The sequence below is a fragment of the Psychroserpens jangbogonensis genome (genome assembly GCF_000797465.1).
GTDB lineage: Bacteria > Bacteroidota > Bacteroidia > Flavobacteriales > Flavobacteriaceae > Psychroserpens > Psychroserpens jangbogonensis.
This window is the reverse complement of the sequence record NZ_JSWG01000008.1, coordinates 265444-280180: the sequence shown is the minus strand read 5'-3', so window position 1 is coordinate 280180 and position 14737 is coordinate 265444. Positions and strand designations below refer to the sequence as shown.

Annotated in this window: 12 protein-coding genes and 2 tRNA genes; 12 read left to right on the top strand and 2 right to left on the bottom strand. The window is 32.0% G+C overall.

From position 1 onward, the window contains the following. Window positions 1-136: 136 nt before the first annotated feature. Window positions 137-2575 carry a helix-turn-helix domain-containing protein gene (locus RH81_RS07080; RefSeq protein ID WP_033959309.1) on the top strand — a complete coding sequence of 813 codons (2439 nt, stop codon included), beginning with the start codon at window positions 137-139 and terminating at the stop codon, window positions 2573-2575. Between the two features lie 56 nt (window positions 2576-2631). Here the strand turns inward: RH81_RS07080 and RH81_RS07075 are convergent, their stop codons facing one another. Next, the gene (locus tag RH81_RS07075; RefSeq protein WP_033959308.1) at window positions 2632-3774 is read right to left on the bottom strand and encodes an acyl-CoA dehydrogenase; all 1143 of its coding nucleotides are present in this window, start codon (window positions 3772-3774) and stop codon (window positions 2632-2634) included. A 92-nt stretch (window positions 3775-3866) separates the two neighbouring features. Here RH81_RS07075 and RH81_RS07070 point away from each other — a divergent pair, with 92 nt between their 5' ends. The 11 genes from RH81_RS07070 (at window position 3867) to RH81_RS07020 (ending at window position 13431) form a co-directional block, all read left to right on the top strand. Next, complete coding sequence (locus RH81_RS07070; RefSeq protein ID WP_033959306.1) at window positions 3867-4931, top strand: anhydro-N-acetylmuramic acid kinase; 1065 nt, start codon at window positions 3867-3869, stop codon at window positions 4929-4931. Between the two features lie 85 nt (window positions 4932-5016). After that, a complete protein-coding gene (locus RH81_RS07065; protein ID WP_033959305.1) occupies window positions 5017-5664 on the top strand; it encodes a hypothetical protein in 648 nt (215 codons plus the stop codon). Window position 5665: 1 nt separating this feature from the next. Further along, window positions 5666-7174 (top strand): hypothetical protein, encoded by a 1509-nt coding sequence (locus RH81_RS07060; RefSeq protein ID WP_152604800.1) that lies wholly within the window; start codon window positions 5666-5668, stop codon window positions 7172-7174. A 92-nt stretch (window positions 7175-7266) separates the two neighbouring features. Continuing rightward, a complete protein-coding gene (locus RH81_RS07055; RefSeq protein WP_033959302.1) occupies window positions 7267-8493 on the top strand; it encodes a Glu/Leu/Phe/Val dehydrogenase dimerization domain-containing protein in 1227 nt (408 codons plus the stop codon). Window positions 8494-8502: 9 nt separating this feature from the next. Continuing rightward, window positions 8503-9897, top strand: a complete 1395-nt coding sequence (nhaD, locus tag RH81_RS07050) for a sodium:proton antiporter NhaD (protein WP_033959301.1) — start codon at window positions 8503-8505, stop codon at window positions 9895-9897. Between the two features lie 66 nt (window positions 9898-9963). Beyond that, window positions 9964-10659: a MotA/TolQ/ExbB proton channel family protein gene (locus RH81_RS07045; RefSeq protein WP_033959300.1), complete on the top strand. Its 696-nt coding sequence runs from the start codon at window positions 9964-9966 to the stop codon at window positions 10657-10659. Next, a complete protein-coding gene (locus RH81_RS07040; RefSeq protein ID WP_033959299.1) occupies window positions 10659-11054 on the top strand; it encodes an ExbD/TolR family protein in 396 nt (131 codons plus the stop codon). The genes RH81_RS07045 and RH81_RS07040 overlap by 1 nt, the downstream gene beginning before the upstream one ends. Window positions 11055-11092: 38 nt before the next feature. After that, window positions 11093-11947, top strand: a complete 855-nt coding sequence (locus RH81_RS07035) for a hypothetical protein (protein WP_033959297.1) — start codon at window positions 11093-11095, stop codon at window positions 11945-11947. Further along, complete coding sequence (locus RH81_RS07030; RefSeq protein ID WP_033959296.1) at window positions 11947-13167, top strand: bifunctional folylpolyglutamate synthase/dihydrofolate synthase; 1221 nt, start codon at window positions 11947-11949, stop codon at window positions 13165-13167. The genes RH81_RS07035 and RH81_RS07030 overlap by 1 nt, the downstream gene beginning before the upstream one ends. A gap of 62 nt (window positions 13168-13229) precedes the next feature. Further along, window positions 13230-13304 (top strand) — tRNA-Val (locus RH81_RS07025). Window positions 13305-13356: 52 nt separating this feature from the next. After that, a tRNA-Val gene (locus tag RH81_RS07020) sits at window positions 13357-13431 on the top strand. 28 nt (window positions 13432-13459) lie between these two features. On the opposite strand, the gene RH81_RS07015 is transcribed toward RH81_RS07020, so the two are convergent. Next, window positions 13460-14725 (bottom strand): UDP-N-acetylmuramoyl-tripeptide--D-alanyl-D-alanine ligase, encoded by a 1266-nt coding sequence (locus RH81_RS07015; RefSeq protein ID WP_033959294.1) that lies wholly within the window; start codon window positions 14723-14725, stop codon window positions 13460-13462. Between the last annotated feature and the right edge of the window lie 12 nt (window positions 14726-14737).

Sequence of the window (14737 nt, the reverse complement as noted above, 5' to 3'; positions counted from 1 at the left end):
CCTTCATAGAAATATGAAGGGCTTTTTTTATACATATATTTGAAATATGAATTATTAAATTGCCTAGATAAAATAGTATATATTCTATTACCAATAGTATTTTTTATATTTTAAAAAAAACTCAGAAATATATCAAATGGTTACGAATAGCGAGTTAGATTTAGCTTGGAATTTTGTTAATAATACAGATAGAAATGTGTTTTTAACAGGTAAAGCCGGAACAGGAAAAACCACATTTTTACACAAGTTGAAGATAAAATCCTTAAAACGTATGGTGGTCGTGGCTCCAACTGGAGTTGCTGCTATTAATGCTAAAGGGGTTACTATACATTCCTTTTTTCAAATGCCTTTTGGTCCTATTTTGCCTAATGAAGAATTAGGTAATGCTTCTGGTTTTAATCGAAAATTTAATAAAACTAAAATTAATATTATTAAGTCTCTTGATTTATTAGTGATTGATGAAATTAGTATGGTTCGTGCTGATTTATTAGATGGTATTGATAAAACATTACGTCGTTTTAGAAATAAAAATAAAGCTTTTGGTGGTGTTCAGTTATTAATGATTGGAGATTTACAACAACTATCACCAGTAGTTAAAGACAATGAATGGCAATTATTAAAGCCGTTTTATAAAAACGCTTTCTTTTTCAGTAGTTTGTCCTATCAAGAATCGCAAGCTGTTACCGTTGAGTTGAAACATATTTATAGACAAGATAATCCCATATTTATTGATATTCTTAATGAAATTAGAACAAATACATTGACTCAATCTTCTGCCGATGAATTAAATAACAGATATAATCCAAATTTTGTTTCTAAAGAAGATGAAGGTTATATTTCTTTAACAACACATAATAATAAAGCTAAACAAACTAATAAAACTGAACTTGATAAACTTAAAGCTATACCTCAAATATATAACGCTAAAACTGTAGGTAAATTTCCTGAATTTTCTTACCCAAATAAAGAAAAACTATCTTTAAAAGTTGGCGCTCAAGTTATGTTCATTAAAAATGACAGTTCTGTTGAAAAACGTTATTTTAATGGAAAGATTGGAAAAATTATTTTTTTAGATAAAGATGAAGTGATTGTTAAATGTCCTGATGATGATTTTAACATTATTACTACTCCAGAAGTATGGGAGAACATAAACTATACCGTTGATGAAAAAACAAAAGCCATTACTGAAAAAAAAATAGGTTCGTATACGCAAATGCCTTTACGATTAGCTTGGTCTATTACTATTCATAAAAGTCAAGGGTTAACTTTTGAAAAGGCAATAATTGATGCCCAAGGCGCTTTCGCCCATGGACAAACTTATGTGGCTTTGAGTCGCTGTAAAAATTTAGAGGGTTTAGTATTAAAAAGTAAAATTAATTCTAGCCAAATAATTAGCGATAGTAATGTGATATCGTTTAATGAAATGGCCGAGAAAAACCAACCAGATGAAACTATTTTACAAGACTCAAAGTCTGAATTTCAACTAAATTTAATTTCAGAAGTGTTCGATTTTTATAAGTTTTTATATCCTATAAATCGTGTATTTGATGTCTACTATAAAAATAGGGGAAGTGTTGTAGGTAATCTTGAAACGCCTTTAAACACTATGAAAGAAGGTGTCACTAATTTACTTAAAGTTGCTAATGCATTTAAAGTCCATTTAAGAGAGCTTACGGAAACCACATTAACACCCGAATCTAATTCCGAAGTTCAGGAACGCTTTAAAAAGGCTATTAATTATTACAGTGTACAAATTGATACTAAAATAGTTGAACCTTTTAAAACCTTTGGTTTTACAACAGATAACAAGACTATTGAGAAAGATTTAAATAAGCAACTAGATAGTATTGAAGAATTGATAGCAACCAAACTGCTCTATTTTTCAAATTTATCGAATGGTTTTAATGTCAACACCTTTTTGGAATTGCGTGCAAAATCGGTATTTCTTGCTAAAGAAAAGCCAAAGAAATCTCGTAAATCAGTTATTGATGGGACAACTAATGTTGAGTTATTTGAGTTACTTCGCGAATTAAGAAATACAATTGCTAATGAAAAAGATTTAATTCATTATCAAATTTTCACACAAAAAGCATTGTACGAAATGTGTGAAACATTACCAACCAATAAGAATGAGCTTTTAAAAGTGAACGGTTTTGGTAAAGTACGTGTCGAAAAATATGGAAATGATATTTTAAAAGTCATTCGCGAGTTTTGTGATGAAAATGATATAGAAACATCTAAAAAAACTGAAATTTTTGAGGTTCTAAAACCAAAAAGACAGAAAGGAGATACTAAAAGAATCTCACTAGAATTATTTATATCAGGAAAATCTATAGATCAAATTGCATTAGAAAGAGAATTAAATGTGAATACCATTATTGGACATTTAGCCAGTTTTATACCCTCTGGAGATGTTAAAATCACTGATTTGATTTCTGAAAAACACTATAAAGAATTGAATGCAATTATCCCAAAACAGAAATTCGAGAATATTTCTGATTTAAAACATCAAATAGACGATAAATATACTTTTGGAGAGTTGCGTTTGGTTTTGGATGATCTATCCAACAAATAAAAAAAGCTTCAAAAATAAATTCTGAAGCCCTCTAATATATTTTAATTACTTAATGTTTATCCTTTAATCACTCCTCTAGAAATTACAATTTTTTGTATTTCACTAGTCCCTTCATAAATTTGAGTGATCTTGGCATCTCTCATCATACGTTCTACATGGTATTCTTTTACGAAACCATTTCCTCCATGTATCTGCACAGCTTCAACAGTTTGTTCCATAGCAACTTTACTTGCATATAACTTGGCCATAGCACTAGACATGTCATAATTGTTTCCTTGGTCTTTGTCCCAAGCAGCTTTCATAACTAACATACGAGCAGCTTCAATTTCTGTATACATATCAGCTAATTTAAAAGCAATTGCTTGATGGTTGCATATTTCAGTACCAAAAGATTTACGTTCTTTAGAATACTTCAACGCTAATTCATAAGCTCCAGCTGCAATACCTAAGGCTTGAGCAGCAATTCCGATTCGTCCGCCAGAAAGCGTTTTCATTGCAAATTTAAAACCAAATCCATCTTCACCAATTCTGTTTTCTTTAGGAACTTTTACATCATTAAACTGTAGAGTATGTGTATCACTACCACGAATTCCTAATTTGTCTTCTTTTGGGCCTATTTCAAATCCCTCCATACCTTTTTCAAGAATAAAAGCATTAATGCCTCTATGGCCTTTTTCTCTATCGGTTTGAGCAATAACTAAATATACTTCCGCTCGACCACCATTTGTAATCCAATTTTTTGTGCCATTTATGACATAATGGTCTCCTTTGTCTATTGCGGTCGTCGCTTGAGATGTAGCATCACTTCCAGCTTCTGGCTCACTTAAACAAAATGCTCCAATACATTGACCTGTAGCTAATTTTGTTAAGTATTTTTGTTTTTGATCTTCATTACCATATGCTTCAAGGCCATAACAAACTAAAGAATTATTAACAGAAACCATAACAGAAGCAGAGGCATCAATTTTTGAAAGCTCTTCCATAATAAGTACGTATGAAATTGCATCCATTCCACTTCCTCCATATTTAGGATCGACCATGATTCCCATAAACCCAAGCTCTCCCATTTTACGGACAAGTTCTTCAGGAAAAGTTTGTGCATTATCACGCTCTATAACGCCAGGAAGTAATTCGGTTTGTGCAAAATCACGAGCTGCATCGCGAATCATTATGTGTTCTTCGGTTAAACTAAAATCCATAGTAAATTATAATTATTGAATTGATAAAAAATGATGTCAAAGATAACTCTTTATTAGCATATTTTCAATGAGTATTGTTATTTTTACTTAATATGATAAAATCTAATTACAATATTATAGGTGTGATGTCAGGTACATCTCTCGATGGAATTGATTTGGCTTATATTACCTTTGAGATTAATAATATATGGAAGTTTAAAATCCAAAATGCTCAAACCGTTTCATATACAGAAGATTGGAAGAAAAGATTATCTAATCTTGTCAATTATGAGCTAGAAGAATTAAAGAAGTTTGATGAAGATTATACCATTTATTTGTCCCAAAAAATCAATGACTTTATAAGTAAATATAAATTAAATGCCATTGATGCTATCTGTTCTCATGGTCATACAGCTTTGCATCAACCAGAGATTGGTTTAACCTATCAAATTGGGAACCTCAAGCAAATTGTAGAATTAACAAAACAAAAAGTTGTTTGCGATTTTAGAATTCAAGATGTCGAACTTGGAGGACAAGGGGCACCTTTAGTTCCAATAGGAGATCAGATTTTATTTTCAGAGTATGATTTTTGCCTTAACCTTGGAGGTTTTGCTAATATTTCATTTGAAAAAGATAATAATCGCATAGCTTTTGATATATGTCCAGTAAATATTGTCTTAAATCATTATAGTGAAAGAATAGGATTAGAATATGATGCGTACGGGAGCATGGCTTCGGAAGGTAAAGTGAATTTGTCTTTATTGAATGAGCTAAATGATTTAAAATTTTATCAACTAGATTTTCCGAAATCATTGGGTTTAGAATGGGTTAGGTCAATTGTTTTACCAATAATTGATGTTTACAAACTTGAAGTAAAAGATATTTTACGTACGGTCGTTGAGCATATAGCCGTACAAATTGTTTCAATTTTAAAGTCGAAACCTAAGTCTTCAGTTTTGGTTTCAGGTGGAGGCGTTTATAATACATTTTTGATAAACCGTTTGAAGGGTTTATGTCATAATGATATCATTATCCCTTCAGAAGATATTATAGAATATAAAGAAGCTCTTATTTTCGGACTTCTAGGAGTGCTTAAATTAAGAGGTGAAACAAATTGTTTAGCGAGTGTTACTGGTGCAATAAGGAATCATTCCTCAGGTATAATTCATGAATTTTAACACTATACTTTAAGTAATTAATTAAACTTGTACACTTTGGCTTAAGTTTTGAATAGGCTAGATGAATAATAAAAATTTATTTTAAATGAAACATTTAGTATTAGTATTTGCGGTTTTGATTTCAAGCTTAGGTTTTTCACAAATTGATGACAATTGGGAAGATGCATCAGAAAAGTTGCCAGGTTATGTCATAACAAATAAAGGAGAGAAAATTGAAGGTTATTTAAAACGCTTTCTTAAAATTAAAAGTCAACGTAAAGTTAAGTTTTTCAAAACTTTAGATGACAAACCAATTGTATATGGTCCAAAGGATTTAAAGGCCTATAAAATTGAAAATGATCATTACGAATCCCATGCTTATGAAGGATTAAGTAGAAAAACAAAGGTCTTTTTACTTAGAACAGTTGAAGGTAAAATCAACCTTTTTGATTACTATATAAGAGTAGAAGATGATAAAGGTGCAGAAATGACACTCTCTAAAAAAGGAAATACGGAAGTCTCCTTAGATTTTGATGGCACAAAAGTTCAAACAGAAATTCTTGCAGTTAAAGATGGAAAAAAGTATCTAAAGTTTGCGTCTTCTAAGTTGATATTTAGCTTTAAAGGTGTAATGAGTAAGTACGTTTCTGATTACCCTGAGTTGGCTAAAAAAATAAAGAATAAAGAAAAAGGCTATAAAATAATGGGTATTCTTAAAATTGTAAATGAATATAACGAACACTTTACTCATTAATATGAAATCTTTCTTTTTAAGTCTTTGTGCGCTTTTGTGCGTAATAACCCTTCAAGCACAAGAACAAGAATTGGCTAGTTTTGAGTGGTCTGAATTATCTAATAGTACCGTTGTAGGATCTCAAAACCCTGTTTTAGTTTTTCCTTCAGAATCTGATTTTACGGTGTATAGCATTGAAGAAATTGGATCTCAATTCTATGCCCCAAAAATTATTTACATCACTAAGTTTGATGCTTCTGGAAAGCCTTTATCTACAGTAGATTTTAAATTACCAATGCGTTCACGAAAAGATGCAACACTTTTGAAGGTTATTGAAGGGAATAACAAATTGTATTTCTTTTCTCATGTTGCCGTAAAAAAGGATGGTAAAAATGTCTTGTATGCTCAAATTTATGACAATGAAACACATCAAATTTCAGATACTATCGAATTGTATACCGTTCCTATTGAGAAAGTGAATAATTCAGGTTTTTTTGAAATTGCAATGTCCTCAAATGCTGAGACCTTTGCAGTATTGGTGAATAAACCATTTGTAAAAAAAACGACAGAAGCTATTAATGTACTTACTTTTGATGCGAACTTAGAGACGCTTTCTGAAGCATCACATACATTGTCTTTTGATAGTAAGCGTGCTTTCAGAGAAACTTTATTTGTAGAAAGTGACGGAACAGTTAATATTATTAAGAAAACAAATACTGGAAAAAAACATCCGATTACTACAGTTATAACGGTTACAGGAAATAATATTAATGAACAACAAGTTTCGACTGAAGGTTTTTATATTTCAGATAGCAAGGTAATTACCTTTAATGATTCGCAATATTTAATTGGTTTTGCAACCGATAATGCTAAACCTGCAATCTCAATGGGTGGTGCAAAAGACAGTAGTTTTTTTATCTATAATATTTCTGAAGGGAAATTGGTCAAAAACCAAGCAAGGTCTAAAGAAACAATAAAACGAGTTTTAGGAAAGGGTTATATTGATTTGAAAGTAAAAGATATTTTAATTGATAATGAAAGTATATACCTCATAGGCGATTGTTATTCCAAAGATAGTGAGGCAATTGAAGGCAAAAACTTTGAATACAATTATACACATAGATTTGGTCCTGGAATTGTAATCAAACTTGGTATTAACGGAGATGTAACTTATGATGTTCCTATTAATTATGGAGAAGACTATCTCAATAGAATGGAAGTTTTAGGCTCATTTTATCCTTTTTTAAATAATGGTGAATTATTCATTCTAGCCAATGAAAAAGAGTCTAAGTTGAAGGATAAGAAAATTGTTATGGGTTATGACAAGATTAATGCTAAAGCTATTGTTTTAAAATCTTTTGATGGTGAAGGGAATATAAAAACTGTCCCGTTTTGGAATAGTAAAACAGGAGGAGCTAAAAAATATACTACATATGCACCAACTCAAACTTTAAGAGTTAATGACAAGGTTTTTTATATTTATGCAATAGGAAAAGAGATGCATAAATTTGGAAAAATGACCTTGAAATAAAAAATTGTAGTTTTTAACAATAATAAAATGGCTTTACTTTTTAAAGCCATTTTTTGTTTTTTATATTTGCTGAAATTTAACTAACTATCTTAATGAAAGACTTACTTCAAAAGTACGAAGACAAAGCCCCAGAAATTGTTTTTAATTGGAAAGATCCTGAAACCGAAGCTGAAGGTTGGACAGTAATTAATTCTCTTAGAGGAGGAGCTGCTGGAGGTGGAACAAGGATGCGTATAGGTTTAGATATGAACGAAGTATTATCTTTAGCTAAAACCATGGAAGTGAAATTTACCGTTTCAGGTCCAGCTATTGGAGGCGCTAAATCTGGCATTAACTTTGATCCACATGATCCAAGAAAAAAAGGCGTTTTAGAACGTTGGTATAATGCGGTTTCACCTTTACTTAAAAGCTATTATGGAACTGGAGGTGACTTAAATGTAGATGAAATTCATGAGGTAATTCCTATTACAGAAGAAAGTGGAGTTTGGCATCCTCAAGAAGGTGTTTTTGAAGGTCATTTTAAACCAACTCAAGCTGATAAAATCAATCGTATTGGTCAGTTAAGACATGGAGTTATTAAGGTCATTGAAAATCCAAAATATTCACCAAGCGTTTCTAGAAAATTTACAGTAGCTGATATGATTACTGGTTTTGGAGTTGCCGAAGCCACAAAACATTTTTATAATGTTCAAGGCGATTCAATTGTAGGCAAACGAGCAGTAGTTCAAGGGTTCGGTAATGTTGGAGCAGCAGCAGCTTTTTATTTGGCGCAAATGGGAGCTAAAGTTGTTGGAATTATTGATAGAGTTGGAGGTTTAATAAATGAAGAAGGTTTTTCTTTTGAAGAAATTATTCAACTATATCTTGACAAAACCGGAAACACTTTAATTAGTGATAATTTAATCCCTTTTGATGAGATTAATGAAAAAATATGGTCATTACAAACTGAAGTATTTGCACCTTGTGCAGCTTCAAGATTAATAACTCAAGATCAAATTAATAGTATGATTGAGACAGGTTTAGAAGTGATTTCTTGTGGAGCAAATGTACCATTTGCTGATAAAGAAATATTCTTTGGCCCAATCATGGAGCATACAGATAGTAAAGTGAGCCTTATCCCAGATTTTATTTCTAACTGTGGTATGGCTAGAGTGTTTGCTTATTTTATGGAACGTAAAGTTCAAATGACAGATGAAGCCATTTTTAATGACACATCCGAAATCATAAACAATGCTATAAAAAAGGTTTACGAAAAAAACCACACGAAAACCGGAATTAGTGCAACTGCATTTGAAATAGCCTTAAGTCAACTTATTTAAAAGAAAAGAATGGAAACAATAATAATTTTAGTTTTTGTATTAGGCTATTTAGCCATAACCGTAGAGCATAGTATTAAAATAGATAAATTAATTCCGGCTTTAGTTATGATGGCTATCTGTTGGGCACTTATTTCTTTAGGAATTGATTCTTTTCCACAATGGTTTGATTCTGCTAACCATGGTCTGGTCGATGGGTTTTCTGGATTAGGACATGAGAGTAAGATGCACATTATGGAAGAAACCTTATTGCATCATCTAGGTAAAACTGCTGAAATTCTAGTGTTTTTATTAGGAGCAATGACTATAGTTGAAATCATTGATTATTTCGATGGATTTTCTACTATAAAAGGGTTTATAAAAACTAAAAGTAAGCGAAAAGTACTTTGGATATTCGCAATATTGGCATTCATATTATCTGCAATTATTGATAACTTAACGGCTACTATTGTCCTTATTTCAATTCTTCAAAAAATTGTAAAAGATAGAGACGTACGTATATGGTATGCTGGATTAATTATTATAGCAGCCAATGCTGGTGGTGCTTGGTCTCCAATTGGAGATGTGACTACAACTATGTTATGGATTGGTAAAAAGGTAACTACAGGTCATCTGTTTGTATATTTATTTATTCCGTCATTATTGTGCATGTTGGTCCCAACATTTATTGCATCATACTTGCCAGCTTTTAAAGGGGATTTGAATAAAGTTGAAGAAGATTCAGATAAACCTAAAAGTAAGTTTAGCTCAACGATGCTTTATCTAGGACTTGGAGGAATTGTATCTGTGCCAATTTTTAAAACCGTTACACATTTGCCTCCATATGTTGGTATGATGTTAGCTCTTGGTGTTGTTGCTGTTTTTGCTGAAATTTATAGTAATTCAAAATTTGCCATTTCTGGTATAGATTCAGAAGAGCATAGTGAACATGCAAACCACAGTCCTGTGCATCATTCTTTATCTAAGATTGAATTACCCAGTATTTTATTTTTCCTTGGAATTTTAATGGCAGTAGCTGCACTAGAATCTTTAGGTATTCTATTCGGTTTCGCTGGAACATTGCAAGAAACAATGCCAATGTTAGGAACAGAATTACATGGTGAAGGTGTTTCCGATTTAGTAGTATTACTATTAGGAGTAGGGTCAGCAGTAATTGATAATGTGCCATTAGTGGCAGCAAGTTTAGGGATGTTCACTGAGCCAATTGATAACGAATTGTGGCACTTTATAGCATATTCGGCTGGAACAGGTGGAAGCATGTTAATAATCGGTTCTGCAGCAGGTGTTGTTGCTATGGGAATGGAAAAGATAGATTTTTTCTGGTATATTAAAAAAATATCTTGGCTAGCATTTATTGGATTTGCTGTGGGAGCAGTTGCATTTATGTTTACAAGAACATTATTTTAGTTCACATACTTTTGATCTAAAATAGACGTTATTACACTAATAAATTAATTTCAATACTATACTTATATGATATTACTAAGTAATATTCAAGATGGAACTGAATTAGTTACTGATTCAGAATCAACCGAAAAAACGTTATCTATTATTGAGTTGATCAGTAGTGGAGGATTAGCAGGACAAGTTATAATAGCCTTACTGTTTATTTTATTAATAGCAGTTATCTATATTTACTTTGAACGACTATTCGCAATAAAGGCGGCCTCTAATGTAGATGCGAATTTCATGAATCAAATCAAAGATCATGTGAGTAATGGTAAGATTGACTCAGCTCAAATGCTTTGTGCTCAGGTTAACACTCCTGTTTCTAGACTAATAAATAAAGGAATTACTCGTATTGGTAAACCTCTTGAAGATATTAATTCAGCTATAGAAAATGCTGGACGTTTAGAACTTTATGGTTTAGAAAAGAATGTAAGTGTTTTAGCAACTATTTCTAGTATTGCTCCCATGATTGGATTCCTCGGAACAGTTATAGGAATGATATTATCTATTTTCGAAATTGCTAATTCTGGCGGACAAATTGATATCAAACAATTATCTGATGGATTATATACTGCTATGACAACTACAGTCGCAGGTTTAATTGTTGGTATTGTTGCTTATACAGCATATAATCATTTAGTGGTTAGAACGGATAAAGTTGTATATCAAATGGAATCGAATTCAGTAGAGTTCTTAGATCATTTAAACGAGCCAATTTAATGAATATTAGAGGCAGAAATAAAGTTAAACCAGAATTCAATATGTCTTCAATGACAGATATTGTGTTCTTGTTGTTGATATTTTTTATGCTCGCATCTACATTGGTGACAACTAGTGCAATTGATATTTTGTTGCCAACTGCTAGTGGAAAAACAGAAAACAAACAAACTGTAGCCGTAAGTATTACTAAAGACCTTAATTATTATATAGATCAAAAATTGGTTGGCGGAAGTGTTCTTGAAAACGAATTAATAACGATGTTATCAAGTCAAGATCAACCTACGATTGTCTTACGTGCTGAAAAATCTGTTCCTGTAGAAAATGTAGTTAAAGTAATGGATATTGCTAATAGAAATAAGTTTAAAGTTATTCTAGCAGTTAAGCCAAATAACTAACTTTATTTTTCCGGAATGAAGTTTGCATATGCAACAATATGAAGTACCTAAAAACTAAGCACGAACGTAATTCAGCAAAAATCACAGCACTTATTGTTGTTATTTTAGTATTGCTATTGTTTGTGGTTGGTCCTCCATACATGGATCCTCCAGAAGAATACGGTGTCGCTGTTAACTTTGGGAACTCTCCAGTTGGTTCAGGTAAGATTCAGCCTACAGAACCTATAAAATCAAGACCTACAGAAAATGTTGTAAAAGAAGAGACTCAAGCAGACAAGGCACAACCTGAAGAAACTTCAGAAGAGAATAGTCAGTCTGAAGATGTTTTGACCAATGAATCTGCGGAAGCTATAGCCATAAAAAAAGCTAAAGAAGCTGAAGCAAAAGCTGAAGCAGAGGCAGAACGTTTGGAGCAACTTAAAAAAGACGAGGAGGAACGTGAGGCTAAGGAAGAACAAGATAAAAAGGATAAACTGGATGCGCTTATTGGAGGTGTGACAAATTCTGAAGGACCAACAACAGATGGAGAAGGTCCAGGTGATGGCCCAGGAGATAAAGGTGATTTAGATGGAAGCCCATATGCACCATATAAAGGAACTCCTGGTTCTGGAAATGGAGGTGTTGGGTTTGGTTTAAATGGCAGAGGACAACCAAATTATAAACTTTTTGATGGTTGTGAAAACGAATATGGATTAATAGTAGTTGATATTGTTGTTAATCGAAGTGGCCAAGTTATTGAAGCTACACCAGGCGTGAGAGGAAGTAATAATGCTACGTCGTGTTTAAAAGCACAAGCAAAAAAAATAGCCATGTCCTATAAATGGCCCACAGATTCTGAAGCACCTGCTCGACAATATGGTAAAGTAAGTGTGAACTTTACACCTACAAATTGATGAACTATCAAGAGACTGTCAATTGGATGTTCAAGCAGTTGCCGATGTATCAAAGCCAAGGTAAATCTGCTTACAAGGTTGACCTATCTAACACGCTTCTTTTAGCAGAACATTTAAATCATCCAGAGCGACATTTTAAGAGCATTCACGTTGCAGGAACCAATGGTAAGGGCTCTACAAGTCACATGCTAGCTTCAGTGCTCCAGGAAGCTGGATACAAAGTTGGATTATATACATCACCACATTTAAAAGATTTTAGAGAACGAATTAAAATTAATGGTAATGAGGTGAGTAAACAGTTCGTTATCGGATTTATAAAACAAAATCTGTCTTTTTTTAAAAGAAACAGCTTGTCTTTCTTTGAAATGACTGTTGGCATGGCTTTCGATTATTTTGAAAAGCAAAACGTCGATATTGCTATTATTGAAGTTGGATTAGGAGGTCGATTGGATTCAACAAATATCATTACTCCAGAAATTTCAGTAATTACTAATATTGGTTTTGATCACACGCAATTCTTAGGGAATACTTATCAAGCCATTGCTAAAGAGAAGGCAGGTATTATTAAGCTTAATGTTCCAGTAGTAATTGGTGAGACACAACAAGAAACTAAAGATGAATTTATTCAGATTGCTAAATGCAATACTTCCGAAATTTATTTCGCTGATCAACTAGTAACACAAAATTTTGAATGTGATTTAAAGGGAAGCTATCAAAAACAGAATATAAAAACGGTTGCTCAAACTATTAAATTATTAAATACTCAAAAGAGATTTCTCGTATCTGATAAACAATTAGAAAACGGATTTAAAAGCGTTGTTGAGAATACAGGTTTGAGAGGTCGTTGGCAAATATTACAAGAACAACCTAAAATTGTTTGTGATACAGCTCATAATAAAGAAGGCTTGTCTTATATAATCAAACAATTAGATGAGGAAGAGTTTAATAAACTTCATATGGTTATTGGAGTAGTAAATGATAAGGATTTAGATTCAATATTACTTTTGTTGCCTAAGAATGCGACATATTATTTTTGTAAACCGGATATTCCTAGAGGAATGGACGTAGATAAACTAAAGAATAAGTTCCTAGATTATGGGTTTAAAGGGAATAGTTATAATACAGTAAATGAAGCATTTAATTCTGCTTTTCAAAATGCAGAATCAGAAGATTTTATTTACGTAGGAGGCAGCACTTTTGTTGTTGCTGAAATAATTTAATTTTTTTTATAAAAAGCTTTTGCTAATTAAAAATCTAGACTATATTTGCAGTCCAATAATTAGGGCGCGTAGCTCAGTTGGTTCAGAGCACTTGGTTTACACCCAAGGGGTCAGGGGTTCGAATCCCTTCGCGCCCACAACTATTAAAAAGTTCGCATTTAATGCGGACTTTTTTTGTTTATAATAAAAGGGTCATTAACTCAGTTGGTTCAGAGTGTTACCTTGACAGGGTAGAAGTCACTGGTTCGAATCCAGTATGACCCACTTCATTTAGAATATGTTTTGTGCTAGTTTATAAATAATCTAAAACTCTTTCTAAAGCCATTCCTCTAGAGCCTTTGATAAGAAGATATTTATGTTTTAAAGGCGAGTTAAGTAATTTATGTTTTAAGTCCTCAAAAGATTTAAAACTTGAGACTCTATTCGAGTTGTTCTTCGTTTTAAAAAAGTGTTCTCCTACCAAATAAATGTGTTCGATATCGAACTTTTGAGAATAATCTGAAATAGATTGGTGTTCTATTGCTGCAGTTTCACCTAATTCAAACATGTCTCCCAGTATAGCGACTTTTCCAGAATCATTTAAACTTCCGAAATTATTCAAAGCAGCAATCATACTTGTTGGATTAGCATTATAGGCATCAAGAATAATCTTATTCGAATTTTTTTCTATTATCTGAGAGCGATTATTAGAAGGGATATAATTTGTAATAGCTTTAGAAATTGAGTCGTCATCAACTTTAAAATATGTGCCAATAGCAATAGCGGCAGCTATGTTATTATAGTTGTATGCTCCAGTTAAATGTGTTTTAATATTTGTGCTATTAAATTTTAAATTAATGAAAGGTTGCGCACTTGTCATTGACATATTTGAGCCAAACATAATGGTCTTTTCGTAGTTTCCAATTTGTTCAATTTGCTTTACGTCATCATAGTTCACAAATACTATTTTATTATGTGTCTTTAAGTGATCGTATAATTCTGATTTTCCTTTTATAACACCTTCAATACCAACAAATCCTTCTAGATGAGCTTTACCAAAATTAGTAATTAGGCCATAATCTGGTAAGGCAATATTTGTTAAAAATTCTATTTCTTTTTGATGATTTGCTCCCATTTCAACAATACCAATTTCAGTATCTTTTGTGAATTCAAGAATGGTTAACGGAACTCCAATATGATTATTGAGGTTTCCTTTTGTAGCACTTGTTTTAAAAGTTGTAGATAAAACAGCATTAATCAATTCTTTTGTAGTTGTTTTTCCATTACTTCCAGTTAATGCAATAATTGGAGTGTTTAAAGCTTGTCTATGATGTCTCGCTAAGCCTTGTAACGTTTCTAATACGTTATCAACTAAAATACAGTTACTATGCTCATTATATTTTTCTTCATCAATAACAACAAACTGTGCGCCTCTTTTAAGGGCTTCCAATGCAAACTTATTTCCATTAAAATTATCTCCTTTCAGAGCAAAAAACAGACAATCTGAATTTATTTTTCGAGTATCTGTAGATATGGAATTGCATTTCAAAAATGTGTCGTAGAGTTTTTCTATTGTCATGAAATAAATTTA

Bases quoted from the DNA above. Each gene is read 5' to 3' on its own strand.
- RH81_RS07055 (WP_033959302.1), top strand. From the start codon at position 7,267: ATGAAAGACTTACTTCAAAAGTACGAAGACAAAGCCCCAGAAATTGTT.
- RH81_RS07060 (WP_152604800.1), top strand. From the start codon at position 5,666: ATGAAATCTTTCTTTTTAAGTCTTTGTGCGCTTTTGTGCGTAATAACC.
- RH81_RS07040 (WP_033959299.1), top strand. From the start codon at position 10,659: ATGAATATTAGAGGCAGAAATAAAGTTAAACCAGAATTCAATATGTCT.
- RH81_RS07065 (WP_033959305.1), top strand. From the start codon at position 5,017: ATGAAACATTTAGTATTAGTATTTGCGGTTTTGATTTCAAGCTTAGGT.
- RH81_RS07070 (WP_033959306.1), top strand. From the start codon at position 3,867: ATGATAAAATCTAATTACAATATTATAGGTGTGATGTCAGGTACATCT.
- nhaD (WP_033959301.1), top strand. From the start codon at position 8,503: ATGGAAACAATAATAATTTTAGTTTTTGTATTAGGCTATTTAGCCATA.
- RH81_RS07015 (WP_033959294.1), bottom strand. From the start codon at position 14,725: ATGACAATAGAAAAACTCTACGACACATTTTTGAAATGCAATTCCATA.
- RH81_RS07045 (WP_033959300.1), top strand. From the start codon at position 9,964: ATGATATTACTAAGTAATATTCAAGATGGAACTGAATTAGTTACTGAT.
- RH81_RS07075 (WP_033959308.1), bottom strand. From the start codon at position 3,774: ATGGATTTTAGTTTAACCGAAGAACACATAATGATTCGCGATGCAGCT.
- RH81_RS07030 (WP_033959296.1), top strand. From the start codon at position 11,947: ATGAACTATCAAGAGACTGTCAATTGGATGTTCAAGCAGTTGCCGATG.
- RH81_RS07080 (WP_033959309.1), top strand. From the start codon at position 137: ATGGTTACGAATAGCGAGTTAGATTTAGCTTGGAATTTTGTTAATAAT.
- RH81_RS07035 (WP_033959297.1), top strand. From the start codon at position 11,093: ATGAAGTACCTAAAAACTAAGCACGAACGTAATTCAGCAAAAATCACA.